The following is an 18168-nucleotide window of genomic DNA, read 5'->3' on the forward strand; positions in this document are numbered from 1 at the left end:
TGGGCGGGTCTGTGCCAGATCGGCTTCCGGCCGGTTCCGATCCCTGGCGGAGACCCTGAACTGCCCGCCGGTGACGACCGACGGCGGCGTCCCCGGCATCACCTGCCTGGTGGAGCACTTCCCCAAGGCCTGTCCCTACCGGAGCGCCAGGTGCCCGAAATCCGGTGCTGGATCACGGGTAGTGCCTCTACTCTGCGGGAATGCGCAACGTAGTAGTTCCAACCAGCACCTACGACTGCACCTGGCTCCTGGAGGACGGATCGCACGCCGGGCAGCTGATGCTCGCACCGGGGCAGGCTGCGCAGGGCCAGGTGTACAACGATCCCGGGCGCTGGCCGGATGGGGCAGATTTCGACTGGGAGCCCACCGAGTACGACCGGCTGGCGGGTGAGCTGGCGGGTGGCCAGCAGGTGCTGCTGATCGACGTGTTGAGGGCTCCCGGCTCGATGGAGGCGGGTGAGCTCTTCCCCCGCCTGGCTCTGGTCGGCCGGTTCCCGGCCGGTGACGACCCGCTGTTCGAAGCGGTCCGGTTTCAGGTCGGGGGCCTGAGTGAACTCGCCGGGGTGCCGGCCCTGAGCCGGGTCGGCACCCCGCGCCAGCCCGAGCGCTCCTTCACCGCCACGGTGCACCCGCACGCCGCGCAGAACTGGGAGTGCTCGTCGGGTGAGCGGATCAGCCTGGAGTTCGAGGTCTCCCAGAAGACCGACCTGAAGTTCAACATGACGGTGACCGCGCAACCGGTCGTCGAGGTCACCGGAACGCCGCGGACCGCGGAGCAGTGGGTCGATGACTTCGTCCGCCCCTTGACCGAGCTTGCCGCGTTCGCCACCGGCCGGCGCCAGGACGTGGAGTGGGTGGTGCTGCGGCCCGAGCACACCGGGGAGAGGTTCACGGCGCAGCTCTTCGCGGCCGGCATCAGCCAGGTGCCCTACCTGGCCGAGAAGCCCACCGACCGCCGCCAGCCCCTACTGCTGCGCCTCGGCCCCGAGGGTGCGGACCTGGCCGTCCTGTTGGAGCGGTGGCGGGCCCTGGCCGAGGAGCACGAGGTACTGCACCAGCACCTGGTCACCGTGGCGCGGCAGGTGCAGAGCACGACGGCCCGCTTCATGAGCGTGGTACCAGCGCTGGAGGCGTACCACGGGCGGACGCACGGGAAGCTGCCGCGGGCGGTGTTCAGGCAGCAGCGCAGGGACGTGCTGGAGCGGCTCGAAGGCGCCGGGGTGGAACTGGAGGACTACGAGTGGGTCGACACCCAGCTGCCTGTGACAGGGGACCGGGCTCTGCACGAGCGCCTTCAGCAGTTGGCCGAAAGCCTGCCGGACGGTATCCGGGCCCGGATCGAAGCGGCCACCGAGCCGCTGCCGGAAATGCTTCAAGGGATCCAGAGGACTCCGCTCGGCATCTGGCACGTGCTGGCCAAGGTGCGGAACAACCTCGCGCACGGCGGTGTGCGTCCTCAGCCAGGACAGGTGCAGCTGCTGTGCCGACTGGCCGACACGCTGGCCGCCGCTCTGGTCCTCCGGGATCTCGGTGTGTCCGAGGACCTGCTGGTGCAGTCGATCGACGACTCCCGCTGGAAGGTGAATTGAGCGCCTCGCCTGGGTGGACCGGCAACTCGCCTCACTACTGTCGTTCGTCCACGAAGGCTGGGTTGAGGCCCAGCACCGCGCCGACGAACGCAGCGACGCCTTCACCGTGATCCCCCTCAAAAAACGGCCTCCACACTGCTCTGGAAGACCTCGCGGTCCGCTAACGCCCGATGGCCCCTTGCGCTGACCTAGGGCGGCCACCGGTGTGGGCAGCCGCCCACAACCTGCCGCCGGGCCCCGCGCGCGATAGGTGCGCTCGGCAGATCCGCCCGGTCGAGGGCAGGCGGCGCATGAGCGTGACCAGCTACGTGGTTGGTTCAGAGAAGGCACAACACCTACGTCGGCGACGCGATCTACATCTCCCTGGCGGAGACGCTGAGCTGCCCGCTGGTGACGACCGACGGCAAGAGTGCCGGCGTGCCCGGCATCTCTTGCCCGGTGGAGCACATCCCCAAGGCATGACCACGCGGCCAGCGTGCCGCGCCGCCGCGGCGGGGCGCCCAGCCGGGTGCGGCGAGGGCCGCACCCCGGGGACGCGGCAGGTGTCCGGGTTCCCCCGGTGGGGAACCCCGGACGGTGGGGCTGCGGGAAGTGGCCGCCATGCGGCCTCGGACGGCTGTTCTCCCCCGGCGGCGTCCTGGTATGGGATCAGCCGATGCGGATGATCCCGCCGCGGCGGCCAGCATCGACGCCCGTGCCGCGCCGCGGACGGCGAGGCCGCCCGCCGTGCGCGGGGTGCCTGTCGGCGGTCGAGGACATGGGTTCCGCCTTTCGGATGAAACTGACCGGAATTCCACCGCTCCAGTTCAACCAATGCTATTAACAGCTCACTTGACGGCTCATCGCATGTCCGGCATTGATCGGGAAAGCACAGTCCTGACCTGTTGCGATCGAATCGCATCGGTTCGCAGGGGCGTCACCGTGGCCGCCGGTGGGACTGGCTGGCTCGCCGGGGCAGACGTTGCAAGTGGGCTGTTTCGGTACGCGCCGGATCTGGCCAAGTTCGCTGAAATGCAACGAAGTTGTGACCGTCATGGATAGCTTTCGAGCGAACCGGAAGGCGTCGTTCGCCCATGGGCTGGGCGTTCCGACGCCCGGCTGCCTCTCCCTGACCTCCTTCGCAGACGGGAACCGTGATGACCACCCCGAGCACCGGAACACCTGCCACCACCCCGGCGACACCCCCGGCCGCCCCTGCCGGGCTGGACGGCGAGACACCCAAGGACCTGCTCCCGGCGACCGGCAACTACCCCACGGAGATCGTCCGCTACCGGTCGGTGGTGCTCACCGACATACCCGGCGCCAAGCCCTCGCGCAAGCTCACCGGCGCCCTCGACCTCGGCGAGGAGAACCTGCCGTTCTACGACCGTCCGGCCGAGGGCATGATCGTCACCACGGAGCAGAGCTGGAAGGCCGAGGGCGTTACGCTCGGCCGGCTGCTGCACAGCCTGGCGCTCGCGCCCGGGGAGAGCACCAAGGTCGCGGTTGTCGACTGGCAGCGCGGCACCAAGGCCACCGGCACCGAGAACACCGCCGAGAACGACTCGCTCTCCAGCATCACCGACCAGAACCGCTCGATCAGCGAGGTCGCCAACGCGATCGCCCGCGAGGAGCAGTACGGCACCTCCCAGGCATCCCAGGCAAGCAACTCCGCCAGCTCGGGCGGCACCTTCGGCACCTCGCTCGGCATCATCAGCGGCGGCGCGTCCTGGAGTAACTCGTCCAACTCGGGATTCACGACCGCGGTCTCGCGCTCCACCGGCGTGAAGTCGGTCGCCGCCGAGGCCGCGCAGCGCATCGGCGCGCGCACCCAGCAACTGGCCACCGCCGCCCGCAGCCGGAACATGACCGTGGTACGGGAGACGACGCAGTCGGAGAAGGAGAAGGTCCTCACCCGCGTCGTCACCAACTACAACCACATGCACGCGATGTCGGTGCAGTACTACGAGGTCGTACAGGTCTACAGCGTGACGACCAAGCCGACCAAGCTCGAACGCTGCCTGTTCGTCCCGCTGCAGGAACTCACCTTCACCAACACCACGCTGCAGCGGTACAAGGAGGTCCTCGCGTCGATGGCGCCCGCCGAGTGGGCGAAAAAGATCCGGGAGGCCAACCCCTTCAACACCGCCGAGCGCAAGCTGGACGCGTGCACGGCGCCGGAAGCACCCCAGGCGGCGCACTTCGACGGGGTGGACCTCGCGGACATCGCCGCCTCTCCCATGGGCGTGTACGGGGTGCGCAAGTCCGACGGCAGCCCGGTCCGCTTCGACCCGGTGGCCCGGCAATGGAACCCGCTGCCCACCACCGGACTGGACAGTGCCCTGATCCGCATCGCGCCGGGCAAAGACACCCTCTGGGCGCTCAGGACCGACAACCTGCTCGTCCAGTTCGACGGCACGACCTGGCGGCGCGACGCACAGGGCTGGGCGGGACGCTCACTGGCATGTGGTCTGGACGGCACGCTCTACCTCATCGGCATGGGCAACGCTATCCACTACCGTGACCCGAACGGCGTATCGCATGACACGACCGTCCTGGCTGACGACATCACCGCTGTCGGCCGGGACAGGGCCTGGTACTGCCGGCAGGGGCGGACCTACGAGCGCAGCGGCAGCGGATGGCTGGAGCGGACCCCGGTGCCGAACGTGCAACGCCTGTCCGCGGGCCCGGACGGCACACTGTGGGGCATCACCAACGAGGGCAAGGCCCTCGTGGTGGAACCGGGCGCGACAGCCTGGACCACCCCCAAGCCCCCCTTCGCGACGATCACCGGCATGGCCGAGATCGTCTCGTCCACCAACGGGGACCACTGGGTGCTGCGGACCGACGGCTCCCTCCTGCGGATCCTGATGGCGCAGCGGGAAGCGCCGGTGGCCTTCGACGCCCCGCCGAAAGCCGACTCCCCCTACGCCTCCAAGATCGACGTCTGGTACGACGAGGCCGGAATCCGCAGCATTCAGGTGGTCTTCCCCGGTCAGACCGTCCGCTTCGGCGACAGTGGCGGCTCCGGCGTCCTTCAGCGCGCCTCCTACACCTTCGGCCCTACCGACAAACTGCTCTCCTACGACGCCTGGGCCGGCACCGGCGCCCGCGGCAGCCTCGCCGGACTGCGCCTGACGATGACCTCGGGCGTGGCCAACTTCGGCGTCGCCGAGACCACCACCGCGGCACCCGACCTGAGTGAGGACGCCGGCGGAGCGGCCCTGTGTGGGCTGTTCGGCGCGACGGTGAAGGCCGGTACCCGCACCTACCTCTCCTCGCTCGGCTTCCACGTGCGCGGCGGGAGCGTGCCGCAAGCGGTACTGGACCACCTCAACGACAACCGCCGCCACTACAGCCAGGCCGTGTGGGCCAACGCCGACGAGCTGACCCTCAGCCGCATCCTCGCCAACTACTCCTACACCCCGGCCGGCTCGACCGCCGCCGCGGTCCCGCTCGGCATGCTGCTGGACCCCAAGCCCGTCGCCGCCACCGGCAACTACCTCGGCTTCCGGTGGAACTTCCCCACCGAACAGGAACGCGAGACATGGGCCAAGGCCCGCCACCAGAGCGACACCTCGCTCGGCGCGTCGGTGACCAACACCATCGCCATCGCCACCGACGGCGTGTTCGCTGAGGCCGTCCTCGGCCGGGCAAACTCGGCGGAGAAGATCGACCTCACACGATTTTGGAACTGGAAGGACTCGCCCATCCAGATCACCGCCCCCGACATCGCACCGGTCGCCACCGGCACCCGCGCGCAGAACCTCGACCTCTCGGTGGCCGGCTTGGGAACCACTGCGGCGTCCTTCACACCGCTGGTGGCCATGCCCGACCCGACCGGCCTCCAGGCCGCGCAGGCCATCACCACCGCGAACCTGTTCCGCGACATGAGCGGCCTCAACACCATGGGCCAGGTCCTCACCAAGGGCATCGAAGCTGCCGCCGCCGGCGATAAGGCCGCCGGCGAACGCGCCCAGGACGCCATGAAGACCGCCACCCAGCACCTGGAGAAGATGGCCGAACTCGCCATCCAGGCCACCAAGAAGGCCACACCGGCCGGGGCCGCCACCAACCCGACCGTCACCGGAGGTGAGATCAACCAAGCCGTCAAGGCCGCAACAAAAGCCTGACCGCCACACCAGCGGGCCCGGACGACAACCCGGGCCCGCCGCGCCATCGCATCCCACCCCGAACCTCGGCGATGTAGTCCCGCTCCTCAGCCAGGGCCTGGCGCACCGCGCGTTCCACCTCCCACGCCGGTCCGAGACGACCGCCAAGCGGCCCGCTCGGGCCGGCGCGCGACGATGAGACAGGGCGCCCCCGCCATCGGATTTGCGGGACGGATGCGTCCAGCCGCAGACGCATCCGTCGCCTTCCAGGCGGTCTCAGTCGTGGCCGTCGGGGTGGAGAGCGACCTTGATCCAGCCCTCGTCACGGGCGTCGAAGTGCTCGTACGCCTCCGGCGCCTGGTCGAGGCCCAGCTCGTGGGAGACGACGAAGCTCGGCTCGGCCCTCCCGGCGGCGATCAGATCCCGCAGCGCCCGGTTGTAGCGCTTCACCGGAGCCTGGCCGGTGCCCATCCGCTGGCCCTTGAACCACATTATGCCGAAGTCGATCGGGATCTTCCCCTTCGCCTCCAGCTCACCCTGGGCCTCGGCGCCTCCGGGGTCCTCGGGCAGGAAAACCCCGACCACACCGATGTCACCGCAAAAACGCACCGCTTCGATCAAGCCGTTCAAGGTCAGGCTGGCGTCCTCCTGGCCCTGCGGATCGTGGGCCTGGTAGCCGACGCACTCGCAGCCGTTGTCGGCGCCCAGCCCCAAGGTGGCGTCCTTCACGACTTCGGCGACGTCCTGCTCGGCCGTGTCGATCGCGATGGCGCCGAGGTCCTCGGCCACCTGCAGCCGGTCACGCCGGTGGTCGGCCACCCAGACGCGGCCGGCGCCCCTGATGATCGCGGAGTAGACGGCCATCAGTCCGACGGAGCCCGCTCCGTAGACGAGGGTCTGGTCGCCGGGTTTGACGTTCGCCATCTCGGTGGCGTGGTAGCCGGTGGGGAAGATGTCGGCGAGCATCACGTAGTCCAACTGGCGTTCGGCCGCGTCCTCGCCAAGGCGCAGGGCGTTGAAATCGCCGTACGGGACGCGCAGGAGCTCGGCCTGCCCGCCCTGGTAGGGCCCCATCTCGGCGAAACCGTAAGCAGCGCCGGCCATGGCAGGCTTGGGCTGCATGGTCAGGCAGTAGCTCGTCAGGCCACGCTCGCACTGCTTGCAGAAGCCGCAGGCGATGTTGAACGGCATGACCACCCAGTCGCCCACCGCGACCTTGCTGACCGCGGGCCCGACTTCGACCACCTGCCCCAGGTTCTCGTGCCCAAGGGTGCGACCCGTCTCGAAGGACGAGCGGCCCTCGTACATGTGCAGGTCCGATCCGCAGATGTTGGTGGTGGTGATCCTCACCAGGATGTCGCAGGGGTGCTCGATCCTCGCGTCCGGCACGTCCTTGACCGTGACCGTCCGAGGTCCGTCGTAAATCGCTGCCTTCACGGGGACATCCTCACCGCCGTCCCGCGCCTCGCCCACCTCTGCTTGCGTCAGGGACGACTGGCCGATAGCGGAGCGCCGGCCGCCGGGTCTGGCGATCCGGCTGCCGCGCCCCTCGAATGGTTGCTTTCGCCGGGCGGTCCTGGAGGCCGTCGGGCACGCCGGCCGCCAAGGGGAGGGCCTCTGCTCGGGGCAACGAGCGCCCGGCGTTGGGCTCCTACCCGAAGTTGTCGAACTGTCCCGCCCAGGGAGGCAAAGCCTCGCCCGCGAACACCCGGGCCGGCCTGCGTCCAGTACGCGGGAAGCGATCAGCCGCGACCGATCCGCCGCCCCACCGACCACCACCAACAGCGGAAGAGAGGGCCAGGAGGGGGATGTCGAAATTTCCGGCTGCCGTGCGCTCTGGGCTGGGCAGATGCCGGACGCTGGCGCGGCGGGGGGTGGTGGCGTCAGGGCTACGTCGGGGGCAGGTCAGGAGTATGTCGGGAGTCCCGGTCGGCCCCGGAGGTTGCTCCGGGTGTTGCTTCGTCGCAGGGTTCCCGGCGGCAAGCCGAGGAGCTGTGGGACCTCAGGCTTGTCGGGGGTGTTGCACACGTGCGGTGTCGCCGCCGAAGGGCAGGAACGTGGATCGGCTGGCGAGGAGCCAGACGCCCTCGATCTTGCGGAAGGTGTCCTCGTAGTGGCCCACGTTCGCCGGGAGCCGGGGTGGCAGCATGCCGCCGGTGTATCCGTCGACCCGGTATGTCGCGAAGTAGGACGTTGCGCTGGCCTGCGCCGCCGATTCCAAGGTGACCAGGATGTTCGTCGTCATACGACGTGAGAGCCGGTCCTTGGGCCGGGACCCGAAGTAGGCGCGAAGCGCCTCACGTCCCTCCACCCGGCGATCGCCGTGCGGCCACTCCCAGACTCCGTCGGGTGTGAACAGCTCTGCCACGCTGCTGGGATCCCCCAGGTCGAGTCGACGGAGGAACTCGACAATCAGCCGTTTGCAGGCTCGCTCGGCCAGGAGATGCTCCATCGGGTCCAGGCTTTCGTCGACCATCGACAATTCCTACCAACCTGCCCTGGACACCGCAACGGATTTGCCAGCAAGACCGGTCCGGCCGGGCTCGACGAGGCGGGCCCACACCCCCGGCAGCACGTCCGTGCCTGCGCCTCACGCTCCACCCGGTCAGGGCCCCGAGGCGCAGCTTTTGACGGGATTCAGGGCAGGGGTGTGCCGCCGGTGGCGTTGACGATCTCCCCGGTGATGTAGGAGGCCTCGGGGGACGCGAGGAAGACGTAGGCGGGGGCCATCTCGGCAGGCTGGGCGGGGCGGCCCATCGGGGACTGCTCGCCGAAGTGTGCGACCTTCTCCTCGTCCATGGTGGCGGGGATCAGGGGGGTCCATACCGGCCCGGGCGCGACCGCGTTGACGCGGATCCCGTCGGGGGCGAGCTGCACGGCCAAACCCTGGGTGAACGCGACGATCCCGGCCTTCGTCATCGCATAGTCGAGCAGGTGCGGGCTGGGCTTGTACGCCTGGACCGAGGCGGTGTTGATCACCGACGCACCCTCACGCAGGTGCGGCAGAGCGGCCCGGGTGAGCCAGAACATGCCGTACAGGTTGGTCTTCATGACGCGGTCGAACTGGTCCGTGCTGATCGCCGCCAGACCATCCGGCTGGGACATCTGGTAGGCGGCGTTGTTGACCAGGATGTCCAGAGCGCCCAGCTCCCGCAGGCACCGCTGCACGAGGTCCGCGCAGAAGCCCTCCTCGCGGACGTCTCCGGCCACCGCCAGGGCCCGCCGCCCGGACTCCTCGACCACGCGCATCGTCTCCTCGGCGTCGGCCTGCTCGGCGGCCAGGTGGCAGAACGCGACGTCCGCACCCTCCCTAGCGAAGGCCAGCGCCACCGCCCGACCGATCCCGGAGTCACCGCCCGTGACCAGAGCGACCCGGCCCGTAAGGCGGCCGGACCCGCGATAGGTGCCCTCGCCGTGGTCGGGCGCCGGCTCCATCGCCTCGCTGCTGCCTGGGTGCTGCTGGGACTGCGCTGGCAGCGGCGGACCGGGCCGGCGGTGCGCCGGCGCGGGATGGGACTGATCGCTCATCACAGTGTTCGGCCTTTCCGGGAACGGGAGCAGGGAGGTCCAGGACGTCTGCCCGACTGCGCCCGCCCCACCCGCCCCACTGATGATGGTGCGTCCGGGTATGGGCGGCCCGCGCAGTGGACTGCTGTAGCCGGGTGACCCGGCGGTCAGGCCACCGCTGGACGCCCTGATGCGGGGTAGGCGAGGCCCGCAGACGGCTCAACTCCCCATTGCGACGACGGAGGACCCGAATGGACGCGATTGTGCTGCTCAAGGACGACCACCAGACGGTGGAGAAGCTGTTCAAGGCATTCGAGAACGCCGGGAAAGCAGGCCTACGCCGAGAAGCGGAAGATCGCCGACCAGGTGATCGAGGAACTCACCGTCCACGCCGTCATCGAGGAGGAGATCTTCTACCCGGCCGCCCGCGGGGCCGCCCCCGACACCAAGGACCACGTCCTGGAGAGCGTCGAGGAGCACCACGTCGTGATGTGGATGCTGTCCGAGCTGGCCGGCATGGATCCGAAGGACGAGCGGTTCGACGCGAAGATGACCGTCCTGATGGAGAACGTACGCCACCACGTCGAGGAGGAGGAGAAGGAGTGGTTCCCCGAGGTCCGTAAGGCCATGGGTCGCAACCGCCTGGTCGAACTCGGTGAACGCCTCGCGGAGGCGAAGAAGACCGCCACCCGTGACCCCCTGAAGGTCCCCAGCGCCGCCAACGCCTGACAGCGGCAGCACCCTAGCCGGACGCCGCCCGGTGGTGCCCGAGGAGGCGGGGGCGGAGGCTTGGTCCATGAGCAAAAAAAGCAGCGCAGAGACGCCGCCGCGCACCTCCACGGGAACGTCCGTGTGACCGGACGCTGGGTGCGCGTCCGCACCGACGGCGACCACGATCGCGAGACCTGGATTTCCGCCGCCGCCGTCCAACGGATCGTCTGGGACGCCCTGCTCGACCAGCCGGGCCCACGACCGCAGACCTGAGTGCAGGAACGAAGGGAGGCTGGTGGTCATGCCGGCCGGTTCGAACAAGAAGCGGGAACGTCAGTACGAGCACATCAAGGACAGTGCCCTGGAGAGCGGGAAGAGCGAGAAGCGGGCGAAGGAGATCGCCGCGCGCAGCGTGAACAAGGAACGCGCCCGGCACGGTGAGTCGAAGACCGCCAGCCGCTCCTCCACCCACGACATCTCCTCCTCCCGGCGCGGCGGGCAGCGCTCGCACTCCGGCTCCCAGGGCCCGACGAAGGAGCAGCTGTACAACGAGGCGAAGCAGCTCAACGTCCACGGCCGCTCCACGATGACCAAGCAGCAGCTCGCCGACGCACTCGGCCGCTGAGCCGCTCGGTGTGCGCAGGCGGATCCCGGCGGGTTGCGGCAGCCGCTGCAACCGGCCGAGTTCGGCGGGTGATGGTCCGGACTCACTGGCGGACACTGTCGGCGATCAGGCGTGACACCTGCGCCCCGGACGCGCCGAAGACCTTCTGACCCCAATCCGGCACCTCACACCAGGAGCATCAGCGGATCGGCCCTGGGCTCAAGCGGGCCCTGAAAACGCCTTTAGGGCGTCGCACCCTGCACCTGCACGATCCTGCCGCCTCGTGCCCGGACCCGGTGAAAGCGGCCTGGGCGCAGCTCTCGACTGTTAGTCCGCGATCGGGGGGAATCCCAGGATCCAGGCAAGCGCCCGCGCGACGCCGCGGGCGAAGGCGCGCTCTGTTGCGGTCAGGTCGCCGTCCCGCGATCGCACGATGGCTGCGCGTTCCTCGACGGCGAGGTCCAGTTCGGTCCGGACGGCGCGGCGGCGTCCGGTGATCGGAGCGGCCTCCTGCGGATCGAGGGCCCATCGGTAGGCGGCTGCTCTCCCGCCGGTCTCGGGGCAGGTCTCCGAGGCCGTCGCACTGGCGGCTGCCGTAGCGACCTGCTCCCGCGACCGCACGGCAACGAACTCCTGGACCGCAGAGACCGTGACCACAGGGAGCACCTCCTGGACGGGCCGACGCGGGCAGCATCGGCGCAGGACCACAGTCATACCCTGGGGCACCACCCCCACATGCCAAGCATCCGCCGTCCGTAGGACTACGGCATCCTCCGGGCATTGCGGAACAGCCGACCCGAGCTGGCCGCCGCGGGGCAGCCCGAGGCGCACTCCGTTGCTGCCAGCAGCCGCGCTCCTCGATGAGGTGTCAGCCGGCGCGAGGGTGGGGAACGGGGGCCTCGTCAAGGTCGACGGGGAATACCTTGTCGGCGCCGGTGATCTTCCACAGTCTCGCCACCGCGTGGGCGGGGCGGGCCAGGTGAAGGGTCCGGACCGCCCGTTCAGTCGCGATGTGGGCGCGCAGCAGGGCGTTGAGGCTGGAGGAGTCGCAGAAGGTGACGCCCGCGAGGTCGATTGTCAGGATGGTCCGTGGTGGACCGGTGGTGAGTGCGGGCGCAGTGCGGCGTGCAGGATCGGGGCGGCGTCGAGGTCGAGTTCGCCGGTGGCCTCGATGGCCGGGCTGGTGGTGGTGGCTTGCACGGTGGTGGTGAAGCCGGGTTCCGGGGTGGGGTTCATGCGCTCTCCCGGTCGGATGTTTCGTCGGAAGTGCTGCACGGCTTGGGGCCCGGTCCAACGGCGCGGTAGGGGGCTGACGCAGGGCGGGAGAGACCTCCGGCTGTCTACCCGTCGTGTGGGAACCGGGTCGGCCGTGCGGATGGTGAGGGTGAGATCGGGTTGTCTTCAGGCGGCGGTGGTGAGGTCGGCGCGGCCGTAGAGGAGTGCGTAGCCGCGGGGCAGTTGGGCGAGGATGCGGCTGGTCAGTGCTTCGCCGGTGAGGTGGGTGAGGGCGGACAGGACGGAGGTGACGTCCCAGCGGGCGTGGAGGGGGGTGGTGTCGAGGGTGGTGGCGACGGTCTCGACGAGGGCGGGTGCGGGGACCGGCCGGGCCAGAGGGGTCTGGGAGGAGAACAGGGCGCGGGCCCGGTCCGGCAGGGCCGCCTGGAGGTCGCGGCGCTCGTCGCCGGTGAGTTGTCGGCCGAGGGCGGCCAGGACGGTGGCCAGGACGCGTTCGGCCTGCTGGTCGGTGGTGTAGTGGCCGGCGTCGCGGACCTGCTGGAGGAGGTGTTGCCAGGTCATCGCAGCGGACTTTCGGTGCGGGCCGCCGGGTCGGTGGTGGCGGCGGAGGCGGGTTCTGCGGTGCGGCCGGCGCGTGGGTGGCCGAAGAGGAGGTCGTAGCCGGGCGGCAGTTGCAGCAGGATCTGGCGGGTGAGGTCGTCGCCGGCGGCGTCGGCGGTGGTACTGAGGACGGCGCCGATGTCCCACAGGGCGCTCTGTTCGGTGGCGCCCTCGATCCAGGCGGCGGTGGCTCGTACGAACCGGTCCGGGCTGAGCGGTTCGGCGGCCTGCAGGGGGTTGAGCAGGACCAGGGCGAGGGTCTCCGGCAGGCGGGCGGCGAGGTGGGCGCGCACCTCGCCGACCAGGTGCGCGCCGAGCAGGGCCAGGACCACCCGGCCGGCCCTTTCGGCATCGCGGGGGTCGTCGTAGGCCCCGCGTTCGCGGACCTCGTCCAGGAAGGCTTCCCATCGCATCGTCACGGCGCTTCTCCCTCCATCGCGAAGCGTGTCGTCCCGGGGCGCTGCGCCTGCGGGCGCGCGCCATCGGGCGGGTGGTGATCGGCCGGGTGGTGATCGGGGGTGACTGTGAGTCGCCCTTCGAGGCCTGTGAGCCTGAGCAGCCGCAGCACGTCCGGTCCGACTGCGCGAAGGACCAGGCGTCCGCCGTGGCGCTCGGCCTGGCCCCGGGCGTCCAGGAGGGTGCCCAGGCCCGCGCAGTCCATGAACGTCACCTGCGACAGGTCGAGCACCACGTCGCGGTGCTCGCGCAGGGCGGCCTCCAGGCGGCGGTGCAGTGCGGGGGCGGTTTCGAGGTCGATGTCGCCGCGGGCCCACACCACGGCGACTGTGGAGCGCTTGTTGTCCATGGCATGACTCGCTGTCCTGCCGTGCCCGCGCCGTCCTGGCGGCCGTGTCCGTCGCCCCCGGGGGACGCCGGGCGGAGTGGGAAGGCTGTCCCCCCGCTCGGCCCTGGGCGCCCCGGGGCGGGGCGGGGTCTTGGAGTGTCCAGCACGGCCCCCGGGGGGCGACCGTGCGGGACGGCGAGGACCGGGTCAGGCCTTGATCTGCTTGCGGTCGCCACTGTGAGTGATGGCGATCTTGCGCGGTTTGGCCTTCTCGGCGACCGGGATCCGCAGGGTCAGGACACCGGCGTCGTAGTCGGCGCTGATCCCCTCGGGGTCGAGGGTGTCGGAGAGCATGACCTGGCGGGAGAACACGCCGAGCGGACGCTCGGACATCTCCCATGTCACACCCTCGCCCTCGCGGCGGGGGCGGCGCTCGGCCTTGACGGTCAGCATGTTCCGCTCGACGTCGATGTCGATCGCCTCAGGGTCCACCCCCGGCAGGTCGAAGCAGATCACGTACTCGTCGCCGGTGCGGTAGGCGTCCAGCGGCATCGGGGTCGGACGCGACCAGGTGCCGGTCGTGCTCAGGAACTGCTGGGTCAGCCGGTCCAGCTCACGGAAGGGGTCGGTGCGCATCAGCATGAAAAACACCTCCAGGTGGTTCGGGCTGTAGGAGCCAGTGCGCTTCACCTGAAACCTAACATGTCATCCATCCGATGACAACTGGCCGAGTCGCCTGGAGAGTGACATAGATGCGAGACAAGCCCACCACGCCGAACGGCGGTGGCGGCCCGGCCGCCGAACCGGCGTCCTTCCTGGCCGCGGCCGCGGCGCTGGCCGCCATGGACGAGGCCGTCCGCACCGCCCGGACCCCCACCACCCGGCAGGAACCCCAGGCACAGGCAGACCCCGGCCAGGCCCTCGCCGCCCTGCTGCTGCTGCGCGAACTGCGTACCGAACTCGCCGGCTGGGAGGCCGGCCTGGTGGAGAGCGCCCGCGCCGCCGGCGCCACCTGGGCCGACCTCGCCCGTCCGATGGGCGTCGCCAGCCGCCAGGCCGCCGAGAACCGCTACCTGCGCCTGCGCCCCACCACCGACCCCGGCCCGGGCGACACCGGAGCGGAACGCGTCAAGGCCGTCCGCGACCGCCGCGCCGCAGAGCGCAACGTCACCACCTGGGCCCGCACCAACGCCGCCGACCTGCGCGTCCTCGCCGCCCAGATCACCGCCCTGCCCGACCTGGAACCCGATGCCCGCCCCGCCCAGGCCGCCCTGCACACCGCCCTCGCCGCCGCGGACCCCGCCGACCTCGTCGCCCCCCTCACCGGAATCCGCCCCCACCTCGGCGCCGGCCACCACGACCTCGCCACCCGCCTCGACACCCTCACCCAGCACACCGACCGACTGCGCCATGAGAGCAACCGACGACGCGCCTGACACCACCGCCGAACAACCCTGGCAGCACATCCAGGACCAGCTCACCCGCATCCGCACCCGCACCCTCGCCGAGGCCGGCGACGCCATCGCCGCCATCGACACCTGCCTCACCAGACTCGACACGCTCCGCGAGGACCTCGCACGCCACCCCTGGACGTCGCAGGCGCTCCCCCCACCCACCAACTCCCCGGCCGTCCCGCCACGGAAGCCGCCCGCAGCCACCACCGGGCCTGTGTCTGCTGCGGAGCCCAGCGCCTGAACGATGAGAGTGGGCTCCACCAGCCGTTCGCAGGTGTGTCGGCGTAGGCGTACCTTTCTGAGCCCGCCGCTGACATGGACGGGTACGCCGACAGTGCGCCGCCTGCCCGGCTTTCCTACAGACGGCCGGCAGGACCGGGCCCGTAGCGGGCGGGCAGTCGTCGCGCGACCTTTCGGGGGTGGGGCTTGGTCGAAACCGTCCGAGCGGGGCCGGCCGAAGCCGTCCAGGACAGGGCCCCACCCCCTTACGGTGCGTCCTCCGGTGCCCGGGCGGCGGCGGGGTTCGGACTCACGCGCAGCACCTGGGCCACGCCGGTGAGGTGCAGCAGGAACGCGACGGGCGTGGTCGGGTTCAGCAGGCGCAGTTCGGTGCCCACCGCGCGGGCGTGGTGGTGGGCGCGGACGAGGGCGTTGAGGCCCCCGGAGTCGCAGAACCTGAGTTCGGACAGGTCCATCACCAGCTCCCTCGGGGAGGGGTGTGCGTCAAGGGCGCCCGAGACGGCGGCGTGCAGCAGCGGGCCGGTGCCCTGCACGAGGTCGCCGGCCACGTCGAGCACGAGGTCGTCCCCTCCCGGCCGGAGGCGGACGTCGAGGACGGGCGGGTCGAGCTCTGTCGAAGCGGCCACTGGGTGTTCCTTGCGTCCCCGGGTTTGGCGGTCGGGGGTGCGCCCGCGAAGCGGGCAACTGACCTGACGGCCCGCCGGCCGGGGGCTGACTCCCACCGTAGCGACCGCAGGCCCGGCGCACCACGGACCGGTACCGCCGGGCAACGGGGTCAGGTGTCGGCGGGCGGCGGCGCGTCGGCCGGCGGTCGGCGCAGTTGCTCGTTGAGGCGCAGGGCCTCTTCGAGTTGGTCCTCGAGGATGACGATGCGGCAGGCGGCCTCGATGGGAGTGCCCTGGTCGACCAGGTCGCGGGCGCGCATCGCGATCCGTAGTTGGTAGCGGGAGTAGCGGCGGTGGCCGCCGTCGGAGCGCAGTGGGGTGATGAGGCGGTGCTCGCCCAGGGCGCGCAGGAAGCCGGCGGTGGTGCCGGTCATCTCGGCGGCGCGGCCCATGGTGCAGGCGGGGTAGTCGTCGTCGAAGGAGTTGGGGCCCGGGTCGGGGCTTGGATCGGGGTTGGAGCCGGGGATGTGGGGCCGGTTGGTTGCCGTGGTCACTGCACCTCTTCTGTGTTGGTTCGGGGACGCGTCGAGGGGCCCCGAAGCCATGGCGGCTCCGGGGCCCCGAAGGGATACATCACCATCTGCCGGCCGGAGCCGGCTTCCTCAGGTCCGCACTGCCCCGGGGGAGGGGGCGTGCGGGGATCGCGTATGCGTGACCGGAAACCACCGTCCTTCGTGCTTGGGGGGTCTGCGGTGTCCGCCCGGACGAACATGCCTCACGGGCCGGGCGATCCTGATGGTGCTCTGTCCCCTCCGTTCATCCTCTGTCTGCACTGTCCGGACTTCGAACTGCTGGGTGTTGCTGGTTCTTCTCAACACGGGTACCGCTGAACTGCGATTTCCTGCTTCGGCGACCCACAGGGGTCACCCGTCCGGCAGCCAGCCCCGTCGCCCGTCCTGCACTTTCCCTGGCTTGGAACCCCGCCCGGACCTCCCGGCACGCGCGCCGCAGTCTGACGCCTTCACCGGGACACCGCGTCCCGCAACTGCTGGTAATGCTCAAGGGTGGCCCCTGATCACTGCGGGCCACCGGGCCCGGCCGCCGGTCCTGTCACCGTCCTGCATCTGCTGGCTTCAGAACCCCACAACCGTGCCGACCTGCGAACTTCAACAACCACGCCCGCCAGTTCGTGTCTGGCGAGCACCGTTGGACCGCGTCTACGAGAGAAACACTAACCACGACACCGCGCAATGTCTACTCCCGCCAGCACAGATTTTTCGGCGCCGAGGGGGAAGGTATTCTGCGGCCCCGTACCGGGCGTGTGATAGCGCCGTGACGGCGCCTCGAATGGACAGGAGGAGCGGCATGGACGGGCGACAATCAACACCGCAGTGGCGAGCATGCGCTCCCCACCCCCGGGGTGCGGACGCGTCGCTGCTGGCCGCCCTCACCGAAGCGGTCCGCGACCTCGACGAACGCACCCTGCGCCGCCTGCTGGCCCGGTTCGCCGAACAAGCCGCCCTCACCGACCTGCCCGCCCTGCGCGAGGCCCTCGACACGTCGCACCTCAAAACCCAACAGGACAGCTAGGGACAACCCCGTCCCACAACCGACCCGCCCCCTCCCCGCCAGAGACCAGGAACAAGGAGAGGCACCACCATGCACGACCCCCACGACCGCCCGACAGCCGCCGTGGACCCCTCCCCCGACCTGCCGACTGGGCAGACCCTCCAAGGCCTCCACAACGGTGTCCGTCAGGCCCTGACGGAAGCCGGCTTCGATCCCCAGGACTCCGACACCCCGGGACTGCAGCTACGCCTCGACGAGCACGGCGTGCTGATCGCTTGGCATCCCGCCGACGCCCTCGGCCCCGCCATACAGGTCCGGGACGGACATGAGAGCCGCCACGGACTGCCCGACCTCCACGGCCTGCGCCAGGTCCTCACCACGGCCATCGGCCAGGTCCTCCACGACGCCGGATACCTCGTAGCCCCCACCGACCGTGCCCTTCTCCTCGTCACCGGAAGCCGACCCCGCAACGCTGGCTGAGAACAAGCAATCACCATGTCAGCGCACCGCCGAACACCGCCGCCCCGGCACCAGCGACATGCCCGCGCACAGCGGCGCAGCAGCCGCGTGGTAGTGCTGCCGTCCCATCCAGCGCCCACTCGTCGGATCAGGAGTGCGATGAGCGTCAGACCCGAACTCGAACCGGTGCTGCGCGGCATCGCCGAGGCCGTCCATGATCGCGACGACCCCGTCCTGCGTCGGCTGCTGGGCCGCCTCGCCGAACAGGCCACCATCGACGACCTCTACGCACTGCGCGACCTTCTGCCCCGCCTGCGTTCCCGGGCCTGCCCCACTTGCTGACCGAGCAGGTGGGTCCGGCCCGGAGTAGCGGCCTCACCCCGACACGGCAGACCTCCAGCCGCCCCTACCCGGCGGGCCCAGGTGGACGGCTACGTCGCCTCGGGCGAGGCGGTGGGTCAACGCTCCTGTGGCGGGTCCCATTCGCAGAGCGTGCACCAGTCTCGTCCGGGCGTATCGCCGCGGAAGTGCACCGTGGGCTCGCCGCACAGCGGGCAGGGCCGGCCAGGCTCCAAGCAGTAGGTAAAGGCGTCGAGGACGGCGCCCTGGTGGAGCAGGCGCTGTTCGTCCTGGTGGGCTTCCATGACGACCTCCCGGCGGTGCTGTTCTTCCTTCAGCTTGCGTCTGCCCAGCCCGGGCCGTCAGCCCCGGAGGGGCCC

General features: G+C 70.4%; 22 protein-coding genes and 1 pseudogene. 11 read left to right on the plus strand and 12 right to left on the minus strand.

Features of this window, described 5'->3' with window-relative positions; translation table 11 throughout:
* Window positions 1-200: 200 nt before the first annotated feature.
* The 3 genes from J2S46_RS02275 to J2S46_RS02285 all read left to right on the plus strand — a co-directional run bounded on the left by J2S46_RS02275 (window position 201) and on the right by J2S46_RS02285 (window position 5701).
* Entirely contained in the window at window positions 201-1589 is a 1389-nt protein-coding gene (locus tag J2S46_RS02275) for an ApeA N-terminal domain 1-containing protein (RefSeq protein WP_191293209.1), read from the plus strand.
* Window positions 1590-1901: 312 nt separating this feature from the next.
* Complete coding sequence (locus J2S46_RS02280) at window positions 1902-2051, plus strand: PIN domain-containing protein (RefSeq protein ID WP_191293208.1); 150 nt, start codon at window positions 1902-1904, stop codon at window positions 2049-2051.
* 674 nt (window positions 2052-2725) lie between these two features.
* A complete protein-coding gene (locus J2S46_RS02285) occupies window positions 2726-5701 on the plus strand; it encodes a hypothetical protein (RefSeq protein WP_229913219.1) in 2976 nt (991 codons plus the stop codon).
* A 255-nt stretch (window positions 5702-5956) separates the two neighbouring features.
* Here the strand turns inward: J2S46_RS02285 and J2S46_RS02290 are convergent, their stop codons facing one another.
* The 3 genes from J2S46_RS02290 to J2S46_RS02300 all read right to left on the minus strand — a co-directional run bounded on the left by J2S46_RS02290 (window position 5957) and on the right by J2S46_RS02300 (window position 9208).
* The gene (locus J2S46_RS02290) at window positions 5957-7117 is read right to left on the minus strand and encodes a glutathione-independent formaldehyde dehydrogenase (protein ID WP_191293207.1); all 1161 of its coding nucleotides are present in this window, start codon (window positions 7115-7117) and stop codon (window positions 5957-5959) included.
* Window positions 7118-7682: 565 nt separating this feature from the next.
* On the minus strand, window positions 7683-8156 hold the full coding sequence (locus J2S46_RS02295; RefSeq protein WP_191293206.1) for a nuclear transport factor 2 family protein: 474 nt from the start codon (window positions 8154-8156) through the stop codon (window positions 7683-7685).
* A gap of 161 nt (window positions 8157-8317) precedes the next feature.
* Window positions 8318-9208, minus strand: coding sequence for an SDR family oxidoreductase (locus J2S46_RS02300; protein WP_191293205.1), 891 nt, complete (start codon window positions 9206-9208; stop codon window positions 8318-8320).
* A 345-nt stretch (window positions 9209-9553) separates the two neighbouring features.
* Here J2S46_RS02300 and J2S46_RS02305 point away from each other — a divergent pair, with 345 nt between their 5' ends.
* From J2S46_RS02305 to J2S46_RS02315, 3 genes are all read left to right on the plus strand, one after another.
* Window positions 9554-9916 (plus strand): hemerythrin domain-containing protein, encoded by a 363-nt coding sequence (locus tag J2S46_RS02305; protein WP_229913218.1) that lies wholly within the window; start codon window positions 9554-9556, stop codon window positions 9914-9916.
* Window positions 9917-10039: 123 nt separating this feature from the next.
* Window positions 10040-10171 carry a hypothetical protein gene (locus J2S46_RS02310; RefSeq protein WP_268255730.1) on the plus strand — a complete coding sequence of 44 codons (132 nt, stop codon included), beginning with the start codon at window positions 10040-10042 and terminating at the stop codon, window positions 10169-10171.
* A 28-nt stretch (window positions 10172-10199) separates the two neighbouring features.
* Window positions 10200-10523 carry a plasmid stabilization protein gene (locus J2S46_RS02315; RefSeq protein ID WP_191293204.1) on the plus strand — a complete coding sequence of 108 codons (324 nt, stop codon included), beginning with the start codon at window positions 10200-10202 and terminating at the stop codon, window positions 10521-10523.
* 306 nt (window positions 10524-10829) lie between these two features.
* Here J2S46_RS02315 and J2S46_RS02320 read toward each other — a convergent pair whose 3' ends face one another.
* The 7 genes and pseudogenes from J2S46_RS02320 to J2S46_RS02345 all read right to left on the minus strand — a co-directional run bounded on the left by J2S46_RS02320 (window position 10830) and on the right by J2S46_RS02345 (window position 13764).
* On the minus strand, window positions 10830-11159 hold the full coding sequence (locus J2S46_RS02320) for a hypothetical protein (protein WP_191293203.1): 330 nt from the start codon (window positions 11157-11159) through the stop codon (window positions 10830-10832).
* A gap of 211 nt (window positions 11160-11370) precedes the next feature.
* Window positions 11371-11586 carry an STAS domain-containing protein gene (locus J2S46_RS40765; RefSeq protein WP_370882297.1) on the minus strand — a complete coding sequence of 72 codons (216 nt, stop codon included), beginning with the start codon at window positions 11584-11586 and terminating at the stop codon, window positions 11371-11373.
* Window positions 11580-11738 (minus strand): hypothetical protein, encoded by a 159-nt coding sequence (locus tag J2S46_RS02325; protein ID WP_229913217.1) that lies wholly within the window; start codon window positions 11736-11738, stop codon window positions 11580-11582. Before J2S46_RS02325 ends, J2S46_RS40765 begins: the two co-directional genes overlap by 7 nt.
* Before the next feature lie 165 nt (window positions 11739-11903).
* Window positions 11904-12299 carry a DUF2267 domain-containing protein gene (locus J2S46_RS02330; RefSeq protein ID WP_191294951.1) on the minus strand — a complete coding sequence of 132 codons (396 nt, stop codon included), beginning with the start codon at window positions 12297-12299 and terminating at the stop codon, window positions 11904-11906.
* Between the two features lie 71 nt (window positions 12300-12370).
* Window positions 12371-12757, minus strand: a pseudogene (locus tag J2S46_RS02335) (DUF2267 domain-containing protein); the annotation flags it as partial.
* On the minus strand, window positions 12754-13143 hold the full coding sequence (locus J2S46_RS02340; RefSeq protein ID WP_307348441.1) for an STAS domain-containing protein: 390 nt from the start codon (window positions 13141-13143) through the stop codon (window positions 12754-12756). The gene J2S46_RS02340 and the pseudogene J2S46_RS02335, both read right to left, overlap by 4 nt.
* A gap of 186 nt (window positions 13144-13329) precedes the next feature.
* Window positions 13330-13764 (minus strand): Hsp20/alpha crystallin family protein, encoded by a 435-nt coding sequence (locus J2S46_RS02345; protein ID WP_190215551.1) that lies wholly within the window; start codon window positions 13762-13764, stop codon window positions 13330-13332.
* A 110-nt stretch (window positions 13765-13874) separates the two neighbouring features.
* Here J2S46_RS02345 and J2S46_RS02350 point away from each other — a divergent pair, with 110 nt between their 5' ends.
* Together J2S46_RS02350 and J2S46_RS02355 are read left to right on the plus strand one after the other, a co-directional pair.
* Window positions 13875-14558 (plus strand): hypothetical protein, encoded by a 684-nt coding sequence (locus J2S46_RS02350; protein ID WP_307348445.1) that lies wholly within the window; start codon window positions 13875-13877, stop codon window positions 14556-14558.
* The gene (locus tag J2S46_RS02355) at window positions 14533-14817 is read left to right on the plus strand and encodes a hypothetical protein (protein ID WP_307348448.1); all 285 of its coding nucleotides are present in this window, start codon (window positions 14533-14535) and stop codon (window positions 14815-14817) included. Before J2S46_RS02350 ends, J2S46_RS02355 begins: the two co-directional genes overlap by 26 nt.
* 244 nt (window positions 14818-15061) lie before the next feature.
* On the opposite strand, the gene J2S46_RS02360 is transcribed toward J2S46_RS02355, so the two are convergent.
* Both J2S46_RS02360 and J2S46_RS02365 read right to left on the minus strand, forming a co-directional pair.
* Window positions 15062-15442 carry an STAS domain-containing protein gene (locus J2S46_RS02360; RefSeq protein WP_307348450.1) on the minus strand — a complete coding sequence of 127 codons (381 nt, stop codon included), beginning with the start codon at window positions 15440-15442 and terminating at the stop codon, window positions 15062-15064.
* Between the two features lie 149 nt (window positions 15443-15591).
* Window positions 15592-15873 carry a MerR family transcriptional regulator gene (locus J2S46_RS02365; protein WP_079198414.1) on the minus strand — a complete coding sequence of 94 codons (282 nt, stop codon included), beginning with the start codon at window positions 15871-15873 and terminating at the stop codon, window positions 15592-15594.
* Between the two features lie 913 nt (window positions 15874-16786).
* Between J2S46_RS02365 and J2S46_RS02370 the strand changes: the two genes are divergently transcribed.
* From J2S46_RS02370 to J2S46_RS02380, 3 genes are all read left to right on the plus strand, one after another.
* Window positions 16787-17011, plus strand: a complete 225-nt coding sequence (locus J2S46_RS02370) for a hypothetical protein (protein WP_191294681.1) — start codon at window positions 16787-16789, stop codon at window positions 17009-17011.
* A gap of 69 nt (window positions 17012-17080) precedes the next feature.
* Complete coding sequence (locus tag J2S46_RS02375) at window positions 17081-17470, plus strand: hypothetical protein (RefSeq protein WP_191294680.1); 390 nt, start codon at window positions 17081-17083, stop codon at window positions 17468-17470.
* Window positions 17471-17608: 138 nt separating this feature from the next.
* Window positions 17609-17791: a hypothetical protein gene (locus tag J2S46_RS02380; protein WP_191294679.1), complete on the plus strand. Its 183-nt coding sequence runs from the start codon at window positions 17609-17611 to the stop codon at window positions 17789-17791.
* The last annotated feature ends 377 nt before the right edge of the window (window positions 17792-18168 follow it).

The sequence above is a fragment of the Kitasatospora herbaricolor genome, from assembly GCF_030813695.1.
Classification (GTDB): Bacteria; Actinomycetota; Actinomycetes; order Streptomycetales; family Streptomycetaceae; genus Kitasatospora; species Kitasatospora herbaricolor.